This is a genomic window from Streptomyces glaucus, from assembly GCF_039533365.1.
GTDB classification, from domain to species: domain Bacteria; phylum Actinomycetota; class Actinomycetes; order Streptomycetales; family Streptomycetaceae; genus Streptomyces; species Streptomyces glaucus.
Genome location: NZ_BAAATK010000057.1, coordinates 1 through 20,196, shown reverse-complemented (window position 1 = coordinate 20,196; position 20,196 = coordinate 1). Strand labels below are relative to the sequence as shown.

The following is a 20,196-nucleotide window of genomic DNA, read 5'->3' as shown; positions in this document are numbered from 1 at the left end:
CCGTCCGGACCGTCGCCGTGGACGGTCCGGACGCCGCCGTCCCGGCCTGTGGAGGCTCCGAGAACGCGCCACGACGTGCTTATGATCGGGCAAGCAGTTTCCAGCCCCCCGGCAACACCCCCGGACACGGCCAACTCTCGTTCCCGGTGGGTCAGTACAGGAGTCACGGTGGCCTCACACAGCGGTGCGCAGGCGGCAGACGAACCCCGACTGGTCGGGAGGGAACTGGAACTCCTGCTCGTCCGCGAGCACGTCCACGAGGCCGCCGCGGGCCGGGCCGTCCTGCTCCGCGGCCCGTCGGGCATCGGCAAGACCCGTCTGATGCGCGCCGCGCTCGCCGAACTGGCCGACGGCACCCGCGTGCTGACCGCCAGGTGCGCGGAGAACACCACCGGCGCCTACGAGACGGTACGAGCCCTGTTCGAACCGCTCGGACTGGCCGACGCCGCCCCGCAGGACCACCCGCTGCTGCGCGGCAGCGCCCGCCTGGCCCTGCCCGCCCTCACCCCGGACGGGGCACCCGGCGCCGTCCCGGCCGACACGTACGCCGTGATGCACGGCCTGTACTGGCTCACCGCCGCGCTCGCCGCCCAGGGCCCCCTCGTGCTCGCCGTCGACGACGCGCAGTGGTGCGACGAGGCGTCGCTGCGCTGGCTCGGGTTCCTGCTGCGGCGCGCCGAGGACCTGCCCGTGGCGCTCTTCCTGACGCTGCGCGGCGGAACGGGGGCCGTGCGGCCCGAGGTGCTCGACGAGATCGCCGACAACGCCGCCTGCCTCACCGTGGACGTGCAGCCGCTCACCGAGGAGGCCGTCGGCGACCTGCTGCGGGCCACCCTCGGCGCGGCGCCCGCGCCCGAAGTCGTCGCCGAGTGCGCGGAGGTCACCGGCGGCACACCGTTCCTGGTGCAGCTCGTGGCCGAGCACCTCAAGGAGCGCGCCCCGGCGGCCGGTCCCGGCCGCGCGGCGCTGTCCGAGGGACTCGGCCGCAGCGCGGTGGCCCGCTTCCAGATCGACCGGCTCACCCCCGAACAGCTCGCCGTGGCCAGGGCGATCGCCGTGCTGGAGGCCGGCGACATCGAGACGGTCGCCGCGCTCGCCGGCACCCGGCCCGGCCCCGCGGACGGCGCCGCACAGGCCCTGCGCGCGGCCGGACTGCTGCGGGCCGACTCCCTGGAGTACAAGCACGACCTCGTCCGCCAGGCCGTACTGGAGGCCACGCCGAGCGCCGAGCAGGTGGCGCTGCGCGAGCGCGCCGCCCGGCTGCTCAACGACTCCGGACACCCCACGGAGGAGGTCGCCGGCCAGCTCATGCTGCTGCCGGGCGAGCCGGCTCCCTGGATGGTGACCGTGCTGCGCTCCGCCGCGCTCGGCGCCGAACAGCGCGGCGCGCCCGCCACCGCCGGCCAGTACCTCACCCGCGCCCTGCGCCACGACCCGGACGACGTCGCCCTGCTGTCCGCCCTGGCCCGGGTCCTCGCCCACAACGACCACCACACCGCCCTGAGCCACCTGGAACACGCGCTGTCGCTGACGGCCGACGCCGGCACCCGGTGCCGGCTGGTCCTCCAGTACGCCGTCACCTCGCTCGGGGTGCAGAACTCGCTGCGCGCCTTCGACCTCGTCGGCGAAGCCCTCGAACTGGCCCGCGCCCGGCTCGGCGAGTCCCCGGCCGACCGGGCGCTCCGCACCCGTGTGGAAGCCATGTTCCTGGTCGCCGGACTCGACGAGAAGACGACCGTACGGCGGGTCGGCGAGCACTTCCGCGGCCACCGCCCGCCCCCCGGCGAGACCGCCGAGGAACGCCTGCTGCTGGGCATGCTCTGCGCCCTCGGCACGCTGCAGGGCCGGCCCGCCGCCGAACTGGTCCCGGCCGCCGAGCACGTGCTGCGCGTCGGCGACGTCTCCCTCGGCGGCTGGGGCGCGCTCGGCGCCGGCCTCACCCTGTGGCTCGCCGACGAGATCGAACCGGTCGAGGCCGCGCTGACCGCCCTGCTCGGGCACGCCCAACGACGCGGCGAGGCCTGGACCTGCGCCCTCGCCTCCAGCACCCGCGCCGAGGTGCGCCTGTGGGCCGGCGACATCAACCGGGCCGTCGCCGACGCGCAGTTCGCCTTCGACCTCGTCCACCGTGACCTGGACGTGCCGACCGCGGTGGGCCCGCAGTGCGTGCTCGCGACGGCCTCCGTGCACCGCGGCGAGGCGCGGCGCGCGGAGGAGATCCTCGACCTGGTCACCCGGCCCCGGCTGGACCACTTCACGCTGGAGTACCACACGTACCTGATGGCCCGGGCCCGCACCCGGGCGGCGCTCGGCGACCCCGAAGGCGCCCTCGGCCACCTGCTGCGCTGCGGCGACAGCCTCGCCGAGACGGGCATCGACAGCCCCGTCCTCGCCCCCTGGTGGTACGACGCCGCTCAGCTCCTGGCCGAACTGGGGCGCCCCGCCGAGGGCCGGGACATCGTCGAGCGGATCGCACCGTCGGTGCGGCGCTGGGACACCGCCCGGGCGCACGGCATGCTCGCCGTCGCCCGCGGCGCCCTCACCCCCGGCGACGCCGGCATCGACCTGCTGGCCGAGGCCGCCCGGCTGCTCGACGGCACCCCCGGACGACTGGAACACGCCCGCGCCGAGTACCTGCTCGGCCGGCGGCTGCTCGACCGCGGCGACGCCCCGGCGGCCCGGGAGCGGCTGCGCCGCGCCATCGACGTGGCCGTCCTGTGCGGAAACCGGCTCCTCGTCGACCAGGCGGTGCCCGTCCTCACCGCCGCCGGCGGCCGGCTGCGCCGCGGCACCGAGTCACCGGCCGACGCCCTTAGCGGAAGCGAACGGCAAGTCGCCGAACGTGCGGCGGCCGGAGCCACCAACCGGGAAATCGCCGAAGCGTTGTTCCTCACGCAGCGAACCGTCGAGTTCCACCTCACCAGTGTCTACCGCAAACTCGGCATCCGCGGCCGTCAAGAGCTGGCGGCCGCCCTCGCCCGCGGCCGCGATTCCGGCGAGTGACCGACGCGCCGACCGGCACAGCCGGCCGCCGTATGACGCCTTTTCAAAACACGGGGCACCGGGACACGCCCGGCTGAATGCCGGTCGAATCGACGGTGTTGCATCACCGGTAACCTCAAAAAAAGCTCAGGGTTCCCACGCGGATCTGTGCGGGAAGCGGAAGCTCTGTAATCTCGCTGACCGATGGAAGTGCAGGTCCACCAGCTGTCGTGAGACGAGGGGTGTGCATGCGAAACCGTCCAGCGCGACTCGTCGTCCCGACCCCGGCCGCCGACCGCGCCGGGAGACCGGACCGGCAGGTGGGCCGATGACCGTGACCCCCGCGTACGCCTCCGCCCGGATCGTCGGACGCGACACCACCCTCGGCGCGGTCGACGCGCTCATCGGAGGGCTCGTCGAGAACGGCACCGCGGACCTCGCCGTCGTCACCGGCCCGGTCGGCGCGGGCCGCAGCGCCGTCCTCGACTGGGCCGCCGCCCGCGCCCGCGCGGCCGGCGTCGCCGTCGGCGTCGCCCGCTGCACGGCCCGCGAGTCCCGCGTCCCCTACGCCACCGTCACCCAGCTGATGGCCTCCCTGTGGCCCGCGTCCCGGATCGGCGCCCTGGCCGCCGGGATCGACGCCGACACCGAGCCGACGGCCGCCCTCGCCGGGATGTGCGACACCCTGCTGACGACCACGCCCGACCGGCCCGTCCTGCTGGCCGTGGACGACCTGCACCTCGCGGACCCCTCCTCGCTGGACCGGCTCGTCGGCTCCGGCCGAGCCGCCCGCCGGGGCCCGGTCCTCGTCCTGGCCACCTCGCCCGTCCCCCTCCGGCGGATCCTCGCGGCGGGCGCCGCCGGCGCGCCCGTACCGCCCGGCCCGGCGCACCGCCTGCCCCTCGGCCCGCTCACCGCCGACCAGGCACGCGAACTGCTCCAGGCCCGCACGGGCCGGACCCTGGAGACCGCCGTGCCGGTCCTGACCGAGGTGGCCGCCGGCTCCCCGGCCGTCCTGTGCGCCGTCGCCGACCGGATCACGACCCTCGACCGGCCCCTGGACACCGACGTCCTCCCCGAACTCGTCGCCGCCGCCCGGACCGCCTGGTCGCACCGCGCCCTCGCCACGGCCCGCGGCCTGCCCGACGACGCCGCCGCCCTCCTGCGCGCCCTGGCCGCCGTCGGCCACGTCCTCGACCCCCACCAGCTCCCCGCCCTCGCCCACCTGGACGCCGCGGCCGTCGACGCGGCCCTGGACACCCTGCGCGCCTGCGGACTCGTCGGCGAGACCGAACCGCCGCGGCTGCGCCACCCCTGGTTCGCCGACGACGTCCTGGCCGGCATGACCCGGACCGAACGCGACGCCCTCCAGGCGCGGGCGGCCGCCCTGCGCGGCGAACCCGGCCTGCGCATCGGCACGGTCGCCGACATGCTCGGCGCCGTCACCGGACTCGTCCGCCCCTGGGCGGTCTCGGACGCCGCGACGGCCGCCACCCCCCGGCCGCGGCGGGCCCCGGCGCACACCCCCCGGCCCGGGCCGGACACGACGCCGCCCGCACCCGCCCGCCCCGCTCCCGCGGACGTCACCACGACCGCCCTGCGGCACGCCCTGCGCGAGGCCGCGACCGAGACCGACCGGGTCGCGCTGCTGATCCGGCTGGCCACCGTCGAGGCCGTCACCGCACCCCAGGCCGGTGACGGCAGGCTGCGCCAGGTGCTGCTGCGGCACGCCGGCCCCGAGACCTGGCCCGCCGTGCTGCACGCCGCCGACCTGCTGCTCAGCCGGGGGGACGCCGAGACCGCCCGCTGGGTCATCGCCGACGCGCACCAGCGGGCCCTCACCGCCGTACCGGACGACCACCTGCGCCCCCTGCGGGCACTCGGCCGGCTCGCCCAGGGCGAGAAGGGCGGCCTGCCCCTCGTCGCCCCCGCGCCGGTCCACTCGGACCACCCCGGGCACCCCGCCCAGTCCGCCGTGCTCGCCTGGACCCTGGCCACCCGCGCCGACGACCGGACACGGGTGCTCGGCCTGGCCCGCTCCGTCCTCGCCGAACCCGCCGGCATCCCCCTGATGTGCCGCATCGCCGCCGCCCGGGCCCTGCTGTGCGCGGACGACGTCACCGGCGGCCTGGCCGGCCTCGACGCCGTCGCCGCGGACGCCACCCGGGCCGACGCCCGGGCCGCCGCCGCCCAGGCGCTGCTGTGCCGGGCGGAGGCCGCCGTACGGCACGGCCGGGCCGAGGACGGCCTGCGGGACCTGTCGGCCGCCACCCGGAACCTGCCGCCGGCCTCCTGGCACACGCTGCTGGTGCCCCGGCTCACCGCCGCCGAGGCCCTCGCCCTGATCCGCTGCGGACGCGTCGAGGAGGCCCGCCGGGTCGTCGACCGGCCCCGCGCCGTCCCCGACGGCGCGAGCGTCGCCAGCGGCTTCCTGCTGTACGCCAGAGCCGAACTGGCCCTGATCGACGGGGACGCCACCCGCGCCCTGCTCCTGCTGGAGGAGTGCGGCCGGCTGCTGCGCGCCCGCCGCTGGCGCAACCCCCTGCTCATCCCCTGGCGCAGCGCCGCCGCCGTGGCCCACCACCTGCTGGGCGCCCCCGGCACCGCGGCCGAACTGCTCGCCGAGGAACGCCGCGTGGCCGAGCACTGGGGCACGGCCGCCGCCTTCGCCGCCCTGTGGGCCCGCACCGAGGAGACGTTCACCCGGCTCGGCGTCGGCCTGCCGCGCCCGCCCGGCCGCGACGAGACGGCCGGCACCCCGCACGGACCCGGTGACGAGGCGCTGACGGCCCCCGAACAGGACGTCGCCGACCTGGTGCTGGCGGGACTGGCCAACCGCGAGATCGCCGGCCGGCTGGGCATCGCCACCCGCACCGTCGAACTCCGGCTCACCCGGATCTACCGCAAGCTCGGCGTCAAGGGCCGGGCCGCCCTCGCCGCCCGCCTCCGCGCCGAGCGGGAGGACGGCTGAGCGATGCTGCTGGAGCGCGAGCAGGAGCTGGCCGTCCTCGGCGAGGCGGTCGCCGCGGCCCGGTCGGGCTCCGGCGGCCTGCTGCTCATCGACGGCCGGACGGGCACCGGCACCACCGCCCTGCTGCACCGGCTGGCGGACCTTGCCGCCGCCGACGGCGCCCTCGTGCTCCGCTCCGGCGGCGCGGCCGGTGAACGCACCTTCCCGTTCGGCGCCGTACGCCGGCTGCTCCTGCCGCTGCTCACCGAACCCGGTGTGCGCCTCCCGCCCGTGGCCGCCCCGCTGCTGCACGCGGTGGCCCGGGCGGAGGCCGGACACGACCGCGGTGCGGAACCGGCGCCCCCGCGGACGGCGTCCGCCCCGCCGTGGCCGCCGGCGGACCCCCGCACCGCCTTACGGGCGGAGGAGACGCTCCCCTTCGCCGCACCGGCCGGGAGCCCGGGTACGCCCGGTGCCTCCGGGGCGTCCGGCGAGCCCGGTACGGCGACGTCCGGCCGGCCGGACGGGAGCCCGCACCGGACGCCGCTCCCCGACGGGTGGACGTCGTCCGCCGGGGAGCCGGGGCCCGCCGCCCTCGCCGACGTGCTGCACCGGCTGCACCTCCTGCTCGCCGCGGTCAGCGTCCAGCGCCCGGTGGTGCTCACGGTGGACGACCTGTGCTGGGTGGACGACGCCTCGCTGCACGCCCTGGCCCACCTCGCCGCCCGGCTCGGCGGCACGCGGCTGCTGCTGGCCGTCGTACGCAAGGACGCCCTGTCCGCCCGCCACCCCGTCATCGGCGAGATCGCGGCGGCCGCCACCCACCGGGTCCGGGCCCGCGCACTGTCCCGGAACGCCACGGCCCGGCTGGTGGCCGACCGCTTCGGCCCGGACTGCCCCGAGGAGTTCGCGCTGGCCTGCCACGAGGCCACCGGCGGCCGGCCCAAGGACCTGAAGGTGCTGTGCGACCGGGCCCGGCTGCGCCGCCTGGACGGACCGGCCTGGCGGACGGCGGCGCTGCGCGAACTCGGCGCGGCGCTGCGCCGCGAGCGGCTGCTCCTGCTGCTGCGCCGCGAGCCCGTGGCCGACGCCTTCGCCAAGGCGGCCGCGGTCCTCGGCGAGGCCGCCGACGACGAACTCGTCGCCCGCCTCGCCGGCCTCAGCCAGGACCAGTGCGACTACGCCCGCCAGGTGCTGGCCATGGCCTGGCCCGGCACCGCCGCCGATGCCGGGGCGCCCCCGTCCGAAGCCGCCGGTGCCGGGGCGTGTCCGCCCGAAGCCGCCGACGCCGTCCTGCAGGCCATGGGCGACGAGGAGAGCGCGCGCCGGTACCGGGAGGCCTCCGCCCTGCTCGACCAGTGCGGGGCCGGCCCCGAGGAGGTCGCCGCCCCGCTGCTCCACGTCGACCGGCTCGCGGACGAGTGGGAGATCCACCAGCTGCGCGCCGCCGCCTCGGCCGCCCGCCACCGGGGCGCCCCCGACGCCGCCGTCCGCTACCTCAGCCGCGCCCTCGTCGACGTCCCCGCGGACAGCCATGTGCGCGCCGAGCTGCTTTTCGAACTCGGCGTCACCGAGCTCGACCTGGGCACCCCCTCGGCCGCCCGGCGGCACCTCGCCCAGGCCGCCCGCCTGATGCCGCGGCTGAGACGCCGGGCCGAGGTGGTCTCCAGCACCCCCGTGCACATCGTCGCCGGGGACCCCCAGCTCGCCGACCTGGTCCGGGAGACCGCCGCCGGACTGGGCACGCCCCGGGCCACGGACCGGCAGGGCCGGGACCTGGCGATGCACCTGGAGGCACGCGCCCGGTACGCGGGCCTGAACGACCCCAGGCTGGTGGCCTCGGCGGCGCGCCGGCTGAGCGAACTCGGCGACCCGGACCAACGGAGCGGCGCCGTCCGCCCGGCCGAGCGCGAGCTGCGGACGGTCCTGCTGTTCACTGCGGCCATGAGCGGGCAGACCGACCACCGGGACATCGTCCGCGGCACCCGCCACGTCCTGGACCACGAACCGGCGTGCACCTGCCCGCCGAGCCCGACCCTGGAACTGCTGCCCCCGGTCCTGCTCGCGGCCGACGCCCCGCACGTGGCCACCTCCTGGCTCGACGCCGCCCGCCTGTACGCCGTGCGCGAGGACGCCCCCGGCGCCCTCGCCCGGGTCGAGGCCCAGCGCGGACTGCTCCTGCTCGGCCGGGGCGAGGCCGCCCTGGCCCGGGAGTGCACCCTGCGGGCCTTCCGGGCGGCCGAGGGGGCGTCGCCGGAGGAGACACTGCTGCCCCGGCTGGCCCTGGGCTGGATCGCGTTCGCGCTGGACGACCAGGAACTGGCCGGCCGGGTGATCGACGGCACCGATCCGCCCGTCGACCTCCGGCTCTTCGCCCTGCACCGGGCGCTGCGCGGCCGGCGGGCCGAGACGCACGGCAATCTGCCGGTGGCCCTCGCCCAGTACCTGGACTGCGGCCGGGTGCTGGAGCAGGCCGGCTGGCTCAACCCGGCGATCTCCACCTGGCGGGAGCGGGCGGCGGCGGTCCAGCACCGGCTGGGCCGCACCGCCGAGGCGGCCCGGCTGGCCGCGGAGTGCCACGAGAGCGCGCTGGTCTGGGGCGCGCCGAGCACGCTCGGCCGGGCACTGGCGCTGCGCGGCACCCTGACCGACGGGCCCCGGGGGCTCGCGCTGCTGCGCGCGGCCGTCGACACCCTGGAGGCCGGGGGAAGCCGGATCGAACTCGCCCGCGCCCTCGTCAAGCTGGGGCGGCGGCTGCAGCGGGACCTGGACCCCGAGGGGGACCGGATCCTGAGCCGCGGCCGGCGACTGGCCGCCGGACTGCGGACCCCGCCGCCCGCGTCCGGACCGGGCCTCGCCGTACGCCCGGCCCGCGCGATCACCGCCGGACTCACCCGGGCCGAGATGAAGGTCGTGGAGCGTGCCACGCGCGGCCTCAGCAACCGGGAAATAGCAGAGGAACTGGACGTCACGTTACGTGCCGTGGAAAGGCATCTGACGAGCTCCTATCGCAAGCTCGGGATTTCGGGCCGGGAGGATCTGGCCGCCGCTCTGAGCAAGGGGTAATCGCTCCCGGGGGAGCGGTGACCTATTGCTGTGCGGTAAAGCCTTTTGCGTCTGCTTTTGATCCCTGGGCGGGGTCCCTTTCTCTTCTTTTCCTTCCCGTTGCCTGGCGGTAACGCTTTGCCGTCTTCGGTTAACGAACCCTCTGAGCTGCTGTGACTCAGGGTCACGTGGATGCCGGCCACCTGTCGGGTGCGGACCGCAACCCGCACCGAACCATACGTTCGGCGCACCGCAGTCTTAGCGGAGGAAAGCCAGGTGGCAACCCGTGTGTCTTGACATGATTTTTCTTTCGATGGCAATGTCATATGTAAAGCAGGATTCCGTTCCACCGGGATCCGACTCCTGGTCTTCGGCTCCGAGAGAGAGTGGCCCACCCCCCATGATGAACGCAGGCCTCGACTCTGTGGAAGTTATTCCTGACGCGTCGCAGAAATGGAATTCGGGACCATACACCGACAGCTATTGGGCGCTTTTTGAACAGTCATTCATGTGTATGGCCAACCTGGACCTGGAGTTCCGCATCCTGGAGGCCAACCAGTCCTTCGCCCGCAGGTTCGGGTGGAGCCCCGTCCCCGGCACGGACAGGAACTTCTGCGAGTTCCTGCACCCCAGCGTGCAGGGCAAGCTCAGGAACGAGCTGATCCGGCTGGCCGACGGCCAGAGCCCCCGGTTCGCCGACCACATGGTCGCCGTGGGCGCCAGGGACTCCGTCTTCGTGGGCGAGGTGACCGGCATCGCGGTGCGCACCGGCGCGGGACGGGTGGACCGGATCCTGGTGCTGGTCGACCCGGACGAGTCCGCGGGCGACCCGCAGATCGTCAGCGCCCGGCGCAAGCTGTTCAGCCCCATGCACGCCCGCATCCTGGAGGGCGTGGCCGCCGGCGAGTCGACGGTCCAGCTCGCCACCAAGCTCTTCCTCAGCCGCGGGGGAGTGGAGTACCACGTCTCCTCGCTGCTGCGGAAGATGAAGGTGACCAACAGGCCGGCGCTGATATCGAAGAGCTACTCCATGGGCGTCTTCGCCGTGGGGCAGTGGCCGCCCCGGGTCCGGTCGGAGTTCATCGCCGAGTGACCCCGTCGCGCGCCGCGGCACCGCCGCGGCGCGCGACGGGCCGGGGCCGCGGCGGGTGATCGCCGTCCGGGCGGCCCGCCCGCCACGGCCCCGGCACGCGCCGGACGGCGGTCAGGAGACCGTCGCACGAGCCGCGTCGAGCTCCTTCCCGAGCTCGGCGTTCACGGCGCCCTGGTGGTCGATGAGGAAGAAGTGACCGCCGGGGAACACCTGCATCCGGAACGCCCCCTCCGTGTGCTCCTTCCAGGCCGCGGCCTCCTCCAGCGTCGTCCGCGGGTCGGCGTCGCCCGTCAGCACCGTGATGCCGCATCGCACCCGGCGCCCCGGAGGACACGTGTACGTCTCGATCGCCCGGTAGTCGCCGCGGATGGCCGGCAGGGCCATCCGCATCAGCTCGTCGTCGCCGAAGACGGCGGCGTCGGTGCCGTTGAGCAGCCTCAGCTCGGCGATGACCCCCTCGTCGTCCTCCTGGTGCACCCGCTCGGCGCGGTGGCAGGACGGGGCCCGCCGGCCCGAGGCGACGATCGCCCGCGGCGCGCCGGCGCCCCGCTCCTCCAGCCGCAGCGCCGTCTCGAAGGCGAGGACCGCGCCCATGCTGTGCCCGAAGAAGACGGTGGGCTTGTCGCTCAACGCCCCGAGCTCCTCGCTCAGGCGGTCCGCCAGCACGCCGATGTCCTCGACGCACAGCTCGTGGCGGCGGTCCTGACGCCCGGGATACTGCAGCGCCACCACGTCGGCCTCCGCCGCGAACCGCACCGAGACCGGGCGGAAGAAGCTGGCCGAACCCCCCGCGTGCGGGAAGCAGACGAGCCGTACGGCGCTGTCGGCGGACGGATGGTAGCGGCGGATCCAGGCCGTGGTGGCGTCGTCGGCGATACGCGACATGACATCCCTCTCCAGAAGGCTCGTGATGGCGGCGGCGCACGGCGGTGCCCCGCCCCGTCGGAGCCATTGAACGCGGTCGCCGACCCGCAAATCCCCAAACTTGGCGAACCGCGCCACGGGACACCGCCGGGCGCGCGAAGCGGGCCGGCCGGGACGAGCGGTCACCGCGTGGACGCCGGGACCCGGGGCCCGCCTGCGCTCACTCGTCCGCGCCGGACAGCTCCAGCTCCGCCCAGATCGTCTTGCCCTCGCCGATGTGCCGGCTGCCCCAGCGCCGGGTGAGCTGGGCGACCAGCAGCAGACCGCGGCCGCCCTCGTCCCAGGTCTTGGCGCGGCGCAGGTGCGGAGCCGTGGGGTTGGCGTCGGACACCTCGCAGATCAGGGTGGAGGCGTCGTGGATCAGCCGGAGCCGGATGGGCGGGGCGCCGTACCGGACGGCGTTGGTGACCAGCTCGCTCACCACCAGCTCCGCGATGAACACGGCCTCGTCCAGCCGCCAGGCGGACAGCTGCTCGACGACCTGCTTGCGGATGGGGGCGACCAGCGCGGGGTCGGCGGGAATGTCCCAGGTGGCGACCTGGGAGGCCGGCAGGCCCCGGGTGCGGGCCAGCAGCAGGGCCACGTCGTCGGCCGCGCCGCCCGGCGGGAGCAGGGAGCGCAGGACGCGGTCGCAGGCCTCGTCCAGGGACCGGGAGGAGACCGACAGGGCCTCGCGGAGCTGCTCCTGGCCGGTGCGGGCGCCCTGCCCGCGGCCCTCGATCAGCCCGTCGGTGTAGAACGACAGCACCGTGCCTTCCCGCAGGTCGAACTCCGCGGACTCGAACGGCAGCCCGCCCACGCCCAGCGGCGGCCCCTCCGGCAGCTCGACCAGCCGGGGCGGCTCGCCCGGCGGGATCACCACGGGCGGCGGATGCCCGGCCCGGGCCATGATGCAGCGCCGCGCCACCGGGTCGTACACCGCGTACAGGCAGCCGGCGCCGATCTCGCCGGTGTCGCCGCCGGACTCCGCGGACAGCCGGACCACCAGGTCGTCGAGGTGGGTGAGCAGTTCGTCGGGGGCCAGGTCGATGTCGGCGAGGGTGCGCACGGCGGTGCGCAGCCGGCCCATGGTGGCCGAGGCCTGGATGCCGTGGCCGACGACGTCCCCGACGACCATGGCGACCCGCATCCCGGACAGCGGGATCACGTCGAACCAGTCGCCGCCGACGCCGGAGCGCGTCGCCGGAAGGTAGCGGGAGGCGGCCTCCACCGCGGGGGTGCGCGGCAGCGACCGGGGCAGGAGGCTGCGCTGCAGCGTCAGGGTCGTCTCCCGCTCCCGGGAGTAGCGGCGCGCGTTGTCGATGCACAGCGCGGCGCGGGCCGTGACCTCCTCGGCCAGCAGCACGTCGTCGTGGGTGAAGGGGTCGGGGCGCCGGAAGCGGGTGAAGACCGCGACACCCAGGGTCGTGCCCCGGGCCTGCAGCGGCACGGACATCGTGGAGTGGACGCCGTGCTCCTTGACCCGCTCGTGGCGGAGCCGGTCCCGGACGAGCCACTCCGCCAGGTCGCCGGACGGCACCGTGGCCACGACCGTGCGGCCCGCGATCAGGGAGTCGGCCTGCGGGGAGGCCGCCGGATAGACGTCCGGCTGCCCCGGCCCGGTCACCGCCTCCGGATTGCCGGGGGTGACCGACCGGTGGGCCGCCCGCCGCAGGGTGACCGGGGCCCGGAGCGGTGCGGCGGGCTCACCGCCGTGCTCCTGCGGGTCGAGCAGGTCGACGCTGACGAAGTCGGCGAGCGCGGGCACGCACACATCCGCCAGCTCCTGCGCCGTGCGGGTGACGTCCAGGGTGCTGCCGATGCGGACGCTGGCCTCGTTGACCAGCTGCAGCCGTTCCCGGGCGAGGTAGTGCTCGGTGAAGTCGTGGACGGTCGCACAGACGCCGCGCACCCGCCCGCGGGGGTCGGTGAGCGGTGCGAGGCGGGCCAGCCAGGCGTGGGCGCGGCTCTCGCCGCCCGCCTTCAGATAGGTCTGCAGCTCCCGCCCGCGGCCGGTGGCGAGCACCTGGCGCATGTGCTCCTCGAGCTCCGCGTACTGCGGCGAGTGGCCGAGGTCGGTGGCCCGCAGCCCGCGGACACGGGCGGCCGGCAAGGCGAACAGGCGTGCCATGGCGTCGTTGACGCCGCGCAGCCGCAGCTCCTCGTCGAAGACCATCGTGGCGCAGGGGGACTGTGCCAGGGCCGCCACGACCAGCGGGTCGTCCGGCTGCTCGGGGCGGTCGCCGTCCAGCGGGGCGACCGCGAGCCAGGTGCCGGGGCCGCCGTCCGCCGGCGGTCTGCGGTGGGCGAGCACCCACACGGAGACGGTGTGCCCGTCGCGGTGGCGCAGGGTGAGCGTGCCGCTCCAGCGCGCGGCGCCGGAGCCGGGGTGCGGTCCGTTCGCCGTGCCGGCCAGCAGGCCGACGGCGGGACGCCCCACGACGTCGGCCGGCGGGTGGCCCAGCAGGCGCCGTGCGCCCTCGTTCCACGCCACCAGCGTGCCGGTGTCGTCGATGACGGCGCGGGCCGTGGCGGCATCGTCGAACGAGTTCACCAGGCTCATCGTCGCCACTCCATCGCGCACACTCGCAGTCGACGGGCGCGTCACTGCGGTTCCAGCCTAGTGGGTCCGCCGCCCGCCCCCGCGGCGGACCCCGGGCCGCCGGCCGGCGCGGCCGAGGCGCGGGGCCGGCCGGCGCGGCCCGTGGGGCACGAGCACCTCTCCGCACTCTTGACGGCCGCGTACGGCACGACGAAAGAATCTGTTTGCTCGCGATCACTTCTGATGAATTCTGGGCCCTGATGAGGGAGAGCCGCATGACGGTCACGCGCAGATCGGTTTTGCTCGCCTCGGCTGCCGCACCGACGGCGGGAGCGCTGCTGGGCGCCCCGGCGGCGTGGTCCGCCGAGGCCGCGGAGGACCTCCCGGGCCGCCGCACCGTCGCCCTGCGCGACGGCTGGCGTTTCGCGCTGGTCGACCCGGGCGGGACCGCCGACCCCACCGGCGCGTACGCGCGGGCCGCGGACCCCGGCTACGACGACTCGGCGTGGCGCGAGGTGGCCGTCCCGCACGACTGGAGCATCGAGCAGACCCCCACCACCGAGCACGGCACGACCAGCGGCACCGGTTTCCTCCCCGGCGGCCTGGGCTGGTACCGCCTGTCCTTCACGCTGCCGCCCGCGTTCGCGGGCAAGCGGATCTCGGTGGAGTTCGACGGCGTCTACATGGACGCGCACGTCCACTGCAACGGGCGGGAGGTCGGCCGCCACCCCTACGGCTACACCGGCTTCGCCTTCGACCTCACCGACCTGCTGCACACCGACGGCCGCACCGGGAACGTCCTCGCGGTCAGGGTCCACAACCAGCTGCCCAGCAGCCGCTGGTACTCCGGCAGCGGCATCTACCGCGAGGCCCGCCTCGTCGTCACCGACCCGGTGCACGTGCGGCGCTGGGGCACGTACGTCACGACGCCCGAGGTCGACGACGAGCGGGCCCTGGTCAGGGTGCGGACCTCGGTGGTGAACGCGTCGGGCGCCGCGCGCCGGGTGGAGATCAGGTCGGCGGTCGAGGACGCCGACGGCCGCATCGTGGCCCGCGCCGCCTCCACGGTCGACGCCGGCGAGGAGGCCACCGGGACCCACGACCTCACCGTCGCCCGCCCGCGCCGGTGGGACTTCGCCGACCCGCACCGCTACACCCTCCGGACCACCCTGCGCGTCGACGGCCGCACCGTCGACACCTGCCGCACCCCCTTCGGCATCCGCACCGTCCGCATCGACCCCGACGAGGGCTTCCACCTCAACGGCGCGTACACCAAGATCAAGGGCGTCGACCTCCACCACGACCTGGGCGCGCTCGGCGCCGCCGTCAGCGCCGACGCGGTCCGCCGGCAACTGACGATCATGAAGTCGATGGGCGTCAACGCCCTGCGCACCTCCCACAACCCGCCCGCGCCCGAGGTGATCCGGGCCTGCGAGGAGCTGGGCGTCTTGCTGCTGGTGGAGGCGTTCGACTGCTGGCGCACCGGCAAGAACCGCTACGACTACGGCCGGTTCTTCGACGAGTGGTGCGAGACGGACGCCACCGAGATGGTCCTCGCGGCCCGCAACTCCCCGGCGGTGGTGATGTGGTCCATCGGCAACGAGATCCCCGACTCCACCACCACCGCCGGCCTCGCCATGGCCGACCGGATCATCGACGCGATCAGGGCCGCGGACGACACCCGCCCGCTCGTCATCGGCTCCGACAAGTACCGCCGCCTGCCCGCCAAGGGCTCCCCGGCCGACCTGATGCTGGCCAAGCTGGACGGCCTCGGCCTCAACTACAACACCGCCAAGTCGGTGGACGCCCTGCACGAGGCCTACCCCCACCTGTTCCTCTTCGAGTCGGAGTCCTCCTCGGAGACCTCCAGCCGCGGCGCCTACCAGGAGCCCGAGCACCTCAACACCGGCGAGAACCACACCCCGGGCAGGCGGGCGACCTCCTCGTACGACAACAACCTCGCCTCCTGGACCATGAGCGGCGAGTACGGGCACAAGAAGGACCGGGACCGCAAGTGGTTCGCCGGGCAGTTCCTGTGGTCGGGCATCGACTACATCGGCGAGCCCACGCCGTACGACGTCTTCCCGGTGAAGGCGTCCTTCTTCGGCGCGGTCGACACCGCCGGCTTCCCCAAGGACATGTACCACCTGTTCCGCAGCCAGTGGACCGAGGAGCCGATGGTCCACCTGGTGCCGATGACCTGGAACCACGAGCCGGGCGACACGGTCGAGGTCTGGGCGTACGCCAACGTGGACACCGTCGAGCTGTTCCTCAACGGGAAGTCCCTCGGCGTGCGCCGGTTCGACACGAAGAAGACCGTCGACGGCCGGGCGTACCTGGAGACGACCGAGGCCACCGGCGACGACAAGACCTTCACCGACGGCCCCTGGCCCGGCAGTTACACCAGCCCGAACGGCAGCGCCGGCAAGCTCCACCTCACCTGGCGGGTGCCCTACGAGCCCGGCGAGCTGAAGGCCGTGGCCCGGCGGGGCGGGAAGGCGGTCGCCACCGACGTGCTGCGCACGGCCGGGGACCCGCACGCGGTACGGCTCACCCCCGACCGCGGCTCCCTCGCCGCGGACGGCCGCTCGCTGGTGTTCGTGACCGCCGAGGTGGTCGACCGGCGGGGAGTCGTCGTGCCCGACGCCGGGCACCTGATCTCCTTCGAGGTGGCGGGCGGCTCCCTGGCCGGCCTGGACAACGGCCGCCAGGAGAGCGCCGAGCGCTACCAGGCCACCACCCGCACCGCCTTCCACGGCAAGGCGCTCGCCATCGTCCGGGCCGGCACGAAGGCCGGCACGGTGCGGGTGACCGCCCGCGCGGACGGCCTGCGCGCCGGCACGGCGACCGTGCGGGCCACCCCGGCCGGCTCCCCCGCGACCACGCCCGCCCCCGTCTTCGAGCCGGACCACCCGGAACCGCTCACCCACCCCCGTGCCGACGCCAGTTATTCCGGCAGGCCGGACACCCTGCCCGCCGCCATGCTCGACGGCGACCCGGCCACCGGCTGGTCCAACGGGTTCCACAAGGCGGCCACCGCCCTGCTGCCCGCCTTCGACGGGGCCCGCACCGAGGACTGGGTCTCGGTCGACCACGGGCGCCGGCGGACCTTCGACCGGGTGGAGGTCTCCTTCACCGTGGACGCGGCGCACTCCCTGCCCGCCGCGGTGGAGGTCGCGGTGTGGGACGGCCGCGCCTACCGCACGGTCGAGGACGCCCGGATCGACTGGGCCACCGCCTCCGACACCCCGACGGTGATCACCTTCGCCCCCGTCCGCGGCTCCCGCGTCCGGCTCACGCTGACCAGCAGGCACCCGGACGAGGCCCGGGGGGCGATACGGATCAGCAGGCTGACCGCCTGAACCCGGCGGCAACGGTCCGGACGGGCATCCGATCCCGTCCGGACCGTTGACGTGCTGTCATGACTGCAACAACATGTCCTGCGTCCGCACCTGGGAGCGCTCCCACGCGGTTTTCGAGCGCGACCCGCACCTCCGACCAGGAGCCCAGACGTGAAAAGACGCAGAACCGCCCTGCTGTCCCTGACAGCCCTGCTGGCGACGGCCCTCACCGCCCTGCCCGCCGCCCCGGCGGGCGCCGACGAGGTCGAGCAGGTCAGGAACGGCACCTTCGACGGCGGGACCGAACCCTGGTGGACGACGAGCAACGTCACCGCCGGCCTGTCCGAGGGCCGGCTGTGCGCCGACGTCCCCGGCGGCACCGCCAACCGCTGGGACGCGGCCGTCGGCCAGAACGACATCACCCTCGTGAAGGGGGAGTCGTACCGGTTCTCCTTCACCGCGACCGGCTCGCCCGCCGGGCACGCGGTGCGGGCGATCGTCGGGCTGTCGGTGGCGCCGTACGACACCTACCACGAGGTGACCCCGCAGCTCAGCGTCTCCGGGGACCGGTACTCGTACACCTTCACCTCGCCCGTCGACACCGCCCAGGGCCAGGTCGGCTTCCAGCTCGGCGGCAGCGCCGACCCCTGGCGCTTCTGCCTGGACGACGTCTCCCTGCTCGGCGGGGTGGCCCCCGAGCCGTACGAGCCCGACACCGGGCCCCGGGTCCGCGTCAACCAGGTCGCCTACCTGCCCGCCGGCCCGAAGAACGCCACCCTGGTCACCGACGCCACGGCCGGGCTGCCCTGGCAGCTGAAGAACGCCGAGGGGACCGTGGTGGCGCGGGGCACGACCGTGCCGCGCGGCGTCGACGCCTCCTCCGGGCAGAACGTCCACTCGATCGACTTCAGCCGCCACCGCACGGTCGGCCAGGGCTTCACCCTGGTCGCCGACGGCCAGACCAGCCGCCCGTTCGACATCGGCACGCGCGCCTACGAGAAGCTGCGGCTGGACTCGCTGAAGTACTACTACCCGCAGCGCAGCGGCCTCGCCATCCGCGACGACCTGCGGCCCGGCTACGGCCGTCCCGCCGGTCACGTGGGCGTCGCGCCGAACCAGGGCGACACCGACGTGCCGTGCCAGCCCGGCGTGTGCGACTACCGGCTCGACGTGAGCGGCGGCTGGTACGACGCCGGCGACCACGGCAAGTACGTCGTCAACGGCGGCATCTCCACCTGGGAGCTGCTGAGCACCTACGAACGCGAGACGCTGGCCCGCACCGGGCAGGCGGAGAAACTGGGCGACGGCACGCTCGCCATCCCCGAGAGCGGCAACAAGGTGCCGGACATCCTCGACGAAGCCCGCTGGGAACTGGAGTTCCTGCTGCGGATGCAGGTGCCGGACGGGCAGCCGCTGGCCGGCATGGCCCACCACAAGATCCACGACGAGCAGTGGACCGGGCTGCCGCTGCTGCCGAGCGACGACCCGCAGAAGCGCGAACTGCACCCGCCGTCCACCGCGGCGACCCTGAACCTGGCGGCGACCGCCGCGCAGGCGGCCCGCCTGTACCGGCCCTACGACAAGGCGTTCGCGGCGAAGGCCCTCGCCGCGGCCCGCAAGGCCTGGGCGGCGGCCGAGGCCCACCCCGACGTGTACGCCTCCGCGGACGACGGCATCGGCGGCGGCGCCTACCCCGACACGGACGTGACCGACGAGTTCTACTGGGCGGCGGCCCAGCTGTACCTGACCACGGGGGAGAGGCGGTTCCAGGACCACGTCCTGAACTCCCCGGTCCACACGGCCGACATCTTCGGCCCGCTCGGCTTCGACTGGGCGCGCACGGCCGCCGCCGGACGGCTGGACCTGGCGACGGTGCCGAGCCGGCTGCCCGGCCGGGACAAGGTCCGCCAGTCCGTCGTCAAGGGCGCCGACCGCTACCTGGCCACCCTGAAGGCCCACCCGTACGGGATGCCGTACGCCCCCGAGGACAACCGGTACGACTGGGGTTCCAGCCACCAGATCCTCAACAACGCCGTCGTCCTGGCCACCGCGTACGACATCACGGGCGCCGCCAAGTACCGGGACGGGGCCGTGCAGAGCATGGACTACATCCTGGGCCGCAACGCGCTGAACATCTCCTACGTCACCGGCTACGGCGAGGTCAGCGCCCACAACCAGCACAGCCGCTGGTACGCCCGCCAGCTCGACGCGAACCTGCCGAACCCGCCGGACGGCACCCTCGCGGGCGGACCCAACTCCAACATCCAGGACCCCCTGGCCCAGGCGAAACTCCAGGGCTGCGTCGCCCAGTTCTGCTACATCGACGACATCCAGTCCTGGTCGACGAACGAGCACACCATCAACTGGAACGCCGCGCTGGCCCGGATGGCCTCCTTCGTGGCGGGCCAGCGCTGACCCCCGGCCCGGCCGCCCGCCGCCCGGTGATCCCGTCACCGGGCGGCGGCACCTGCTCCGCACCCCACCGTCGCAGCCCCGGCGGTACCGTCATATGAGTTGCCTGACCTGCGGCTATTTACGATCGAGTACCCGCGCGGTACGGTGAGGGCATGCCAGCTCTGAACGTGGAGTTCAGCGACCGCGAGCTCGAGGACCTGCGGCAGATCGCCAAGGAGCGCGGTACGTCCATGAAGGCGCTCGTGCGGGAGGCGGCCGCCGCCGACATAGCGCGGCACCGGGCGCTGCAGGAGGGCGCGGAGGCGTTCCGCCGGTTCTTCGCCACGCACGCCGACGAGTTCGCCGCCGCGTTCCCCGACGACGAGCCGCCCGTCAAGGGCGAGGGGCGGGCCGCCTGACCGATGGCCCCCGTCATCCACATCGACGTGCCCTGGCTGCTCCAGCGGCACGAGGAGGTCCTGCCGGACCAGCCGACCATCAACGACTTCTCCGCGCTGGTCGCCGCCGTCGCCCGCCACCGCGTCGACCCGCCCCGCCTCGGCGTGAACTCCGACCCGGCCTGGCGGGCCGCGGCCCTGCTGCACACCCTCACCGTGCTGAGACCTCTGCCGTCGGCCAACGCCCGCTTCGCCTGCGCCACGGCCGTGGCGTACATGTTCGTCAGCGGCGCCGGCATCGACCCGCCCTACGGCGCCCTGGTCGACCTCACCCGCGACCTCCTGGAGGGCCGGACCGACGTCTACGGCGCGGCGGACCGGCTGCGCTCCTGGCAGATCTGAGCCCCGGCCCCGCCCGGAGGCCAGCGGAGAGCGGCCCCCGCGCGGGGCCTTCCGGGGGCGGGCCGGGTTCCGGCGCGCGCATCACGGCGCGCCGCGCTGCGCCCCCGGCCGGGCGGGGGGGGGGCGTCGGCGGCGGGACGGCGGGC

The 20,196-nt window shown here is 75.0% G+C and carries 10 protein-coding genes; 8 read left to right on the top strand and 2 right to left on the bottom strand.

Annotated elements, in window-relative coordinates:
- Positions 1 to 168 precede the first annotated feature (168 nt).
- From ABD363_RS28535 to ABD363_RS28520, 4 genes are all read left to right on the top strand, one after another.
- Positions 169 to 3,003 (top strand): ATP-binding protein, encoded by a 2,835-nt coding sequence (locus tag ABD363_RS28535; protein WP_344608680.1) that lies wholly within the window; start codon positions 169 to 171, stop codon positions 3,001 to 3,003.
- 307 nt (positions 3,004 to 3,310) lie between these two features.
- Positions 3,311 to 5,953 (top strand): helix-turn-helix transcriptional regulator, encoded by a 2,643-nt coding sequence (locus ABD363_RS28530; protein ID WP_344608678.1) that lies wholly within the window; start codon positions 3,311 to 3,313, stop codon positions 5,951 to 5,953.
- 3 nt (positions 5,954 to 5,956) lie between these two features.
- Entirely contained in the window at positions 5,957 to 8,998 is a 3,042-nt protein-coding gene (locus ABD363_RS28525; protein ID WP_344608676.1) for an AAA family ATPase, read from the top strand.
- Between the two features lie 379 nt (positions 8,999 to 9,377).
- Complete coding sequence (locus ABD363_RS28520) at positions 9,378 to 10,070, top strand: helix-turn-helix transcriptional regulator (protein ID WP_344608674.1); 693 nt, start codon at positions 9,378 to 9,380, stop codon at positions 10,068 to 10,070.
- 111 nt (positions 10,071 to 10,181) lie between these two features.
- Here the strand turns inward: ABD363_RS28520 and ABD363_RS28515 are convergent, their stop codons facing one another.
- Both ABD363_RS28515 and ABD363_RS28510 read right to left on the bottom strand, forming a co-directional pair.
- Positions 10,182 to 10,955, bottom strand: a complete 774-nt coding sequence (locus tag ABD363_RS28515; protein WP_344608672.1) for a thioesterase II family protein — start codon at positions 10,953 to 10,955, stop codon at positions 10,182 to 10,184.
- Positions 10,956 to 11,154: 199 nt separating this feature from the next.
- Positions 11,155 to 13,536: a SpoIIE family protein phosphatase gene (locus ABD363_RS28510; protein ID WP_344608670.1), complete on the bottom strand. Its 2,382-nt coding sequence runs from the start codon at positions 13,534 to 13,536 to the stop codon at positions 11,155 to 11,157.
- Positions 13,537 to 13,790: 254 nt separating this feature from the next.
- Here ABD363_RS28510 and ABD363_RS28505 point away from each other — a divergent pair, with 254 nt between their 5' ends.
- The 4 genes from ABD363_RS28505 to ABD363_RS28490 all read left to right on the top strand — a co-directional run bounded on the left by ABD363_RS28505 (position 13,791) and on the right by ABD363_RS28490 (position 20,050).
- Complete coding sequence (locus ABD363_RS28505) at positions 13,791 to 16,877, top strand: glycoside hydrolase family 2 TIM barrel-domain containing protein (protein WP_344608668.1); 3,087 nt, start codon at positions 13,791 to 13,793, stop codon at positions 16,875 to 16,877.
- Between the two features lie 150 nt (positions 16,878 to 17,027).
- Entirely contained in the window at positions 17,028 to 19,271 is a 2,244-nt protein-coding gene (locus ABD363_RS28500; RefSeq protein ID WP_344608666.1) for a glycoside hydrolase family 9 protein, read from the top strand.
- 152 nt (positions 19,272 to 19,423) lie between these two features.
- On the top strand, positions 19,424 to 19,669 hold the full coding sequence (locus tag ABD363_RS28495; RefSeq protein WP_194049176.1) for a hypothetical protein: 246 nt from the start codon (positions 19,424 to 19,426) through the stop codon (positions 19,667 to 19,669).
- A 3-nt stretch (positions 19,670 to 19,672) separates the two neighbouring features.
- The gene (locus ABD363_RS28490) at positions 19,673 to 20,050 is read left to right on the top strand and encodes a toxin Doc (protein ID WP_344608660.1); all 378 of its coding nucleotides are present in this window, start codon (positions 19,673 to 19,675) and stop codon (positions 20,048 to 20,050) included.
- Positions 20,051 to 20,196: the final 146 nt, after the last annotated feature.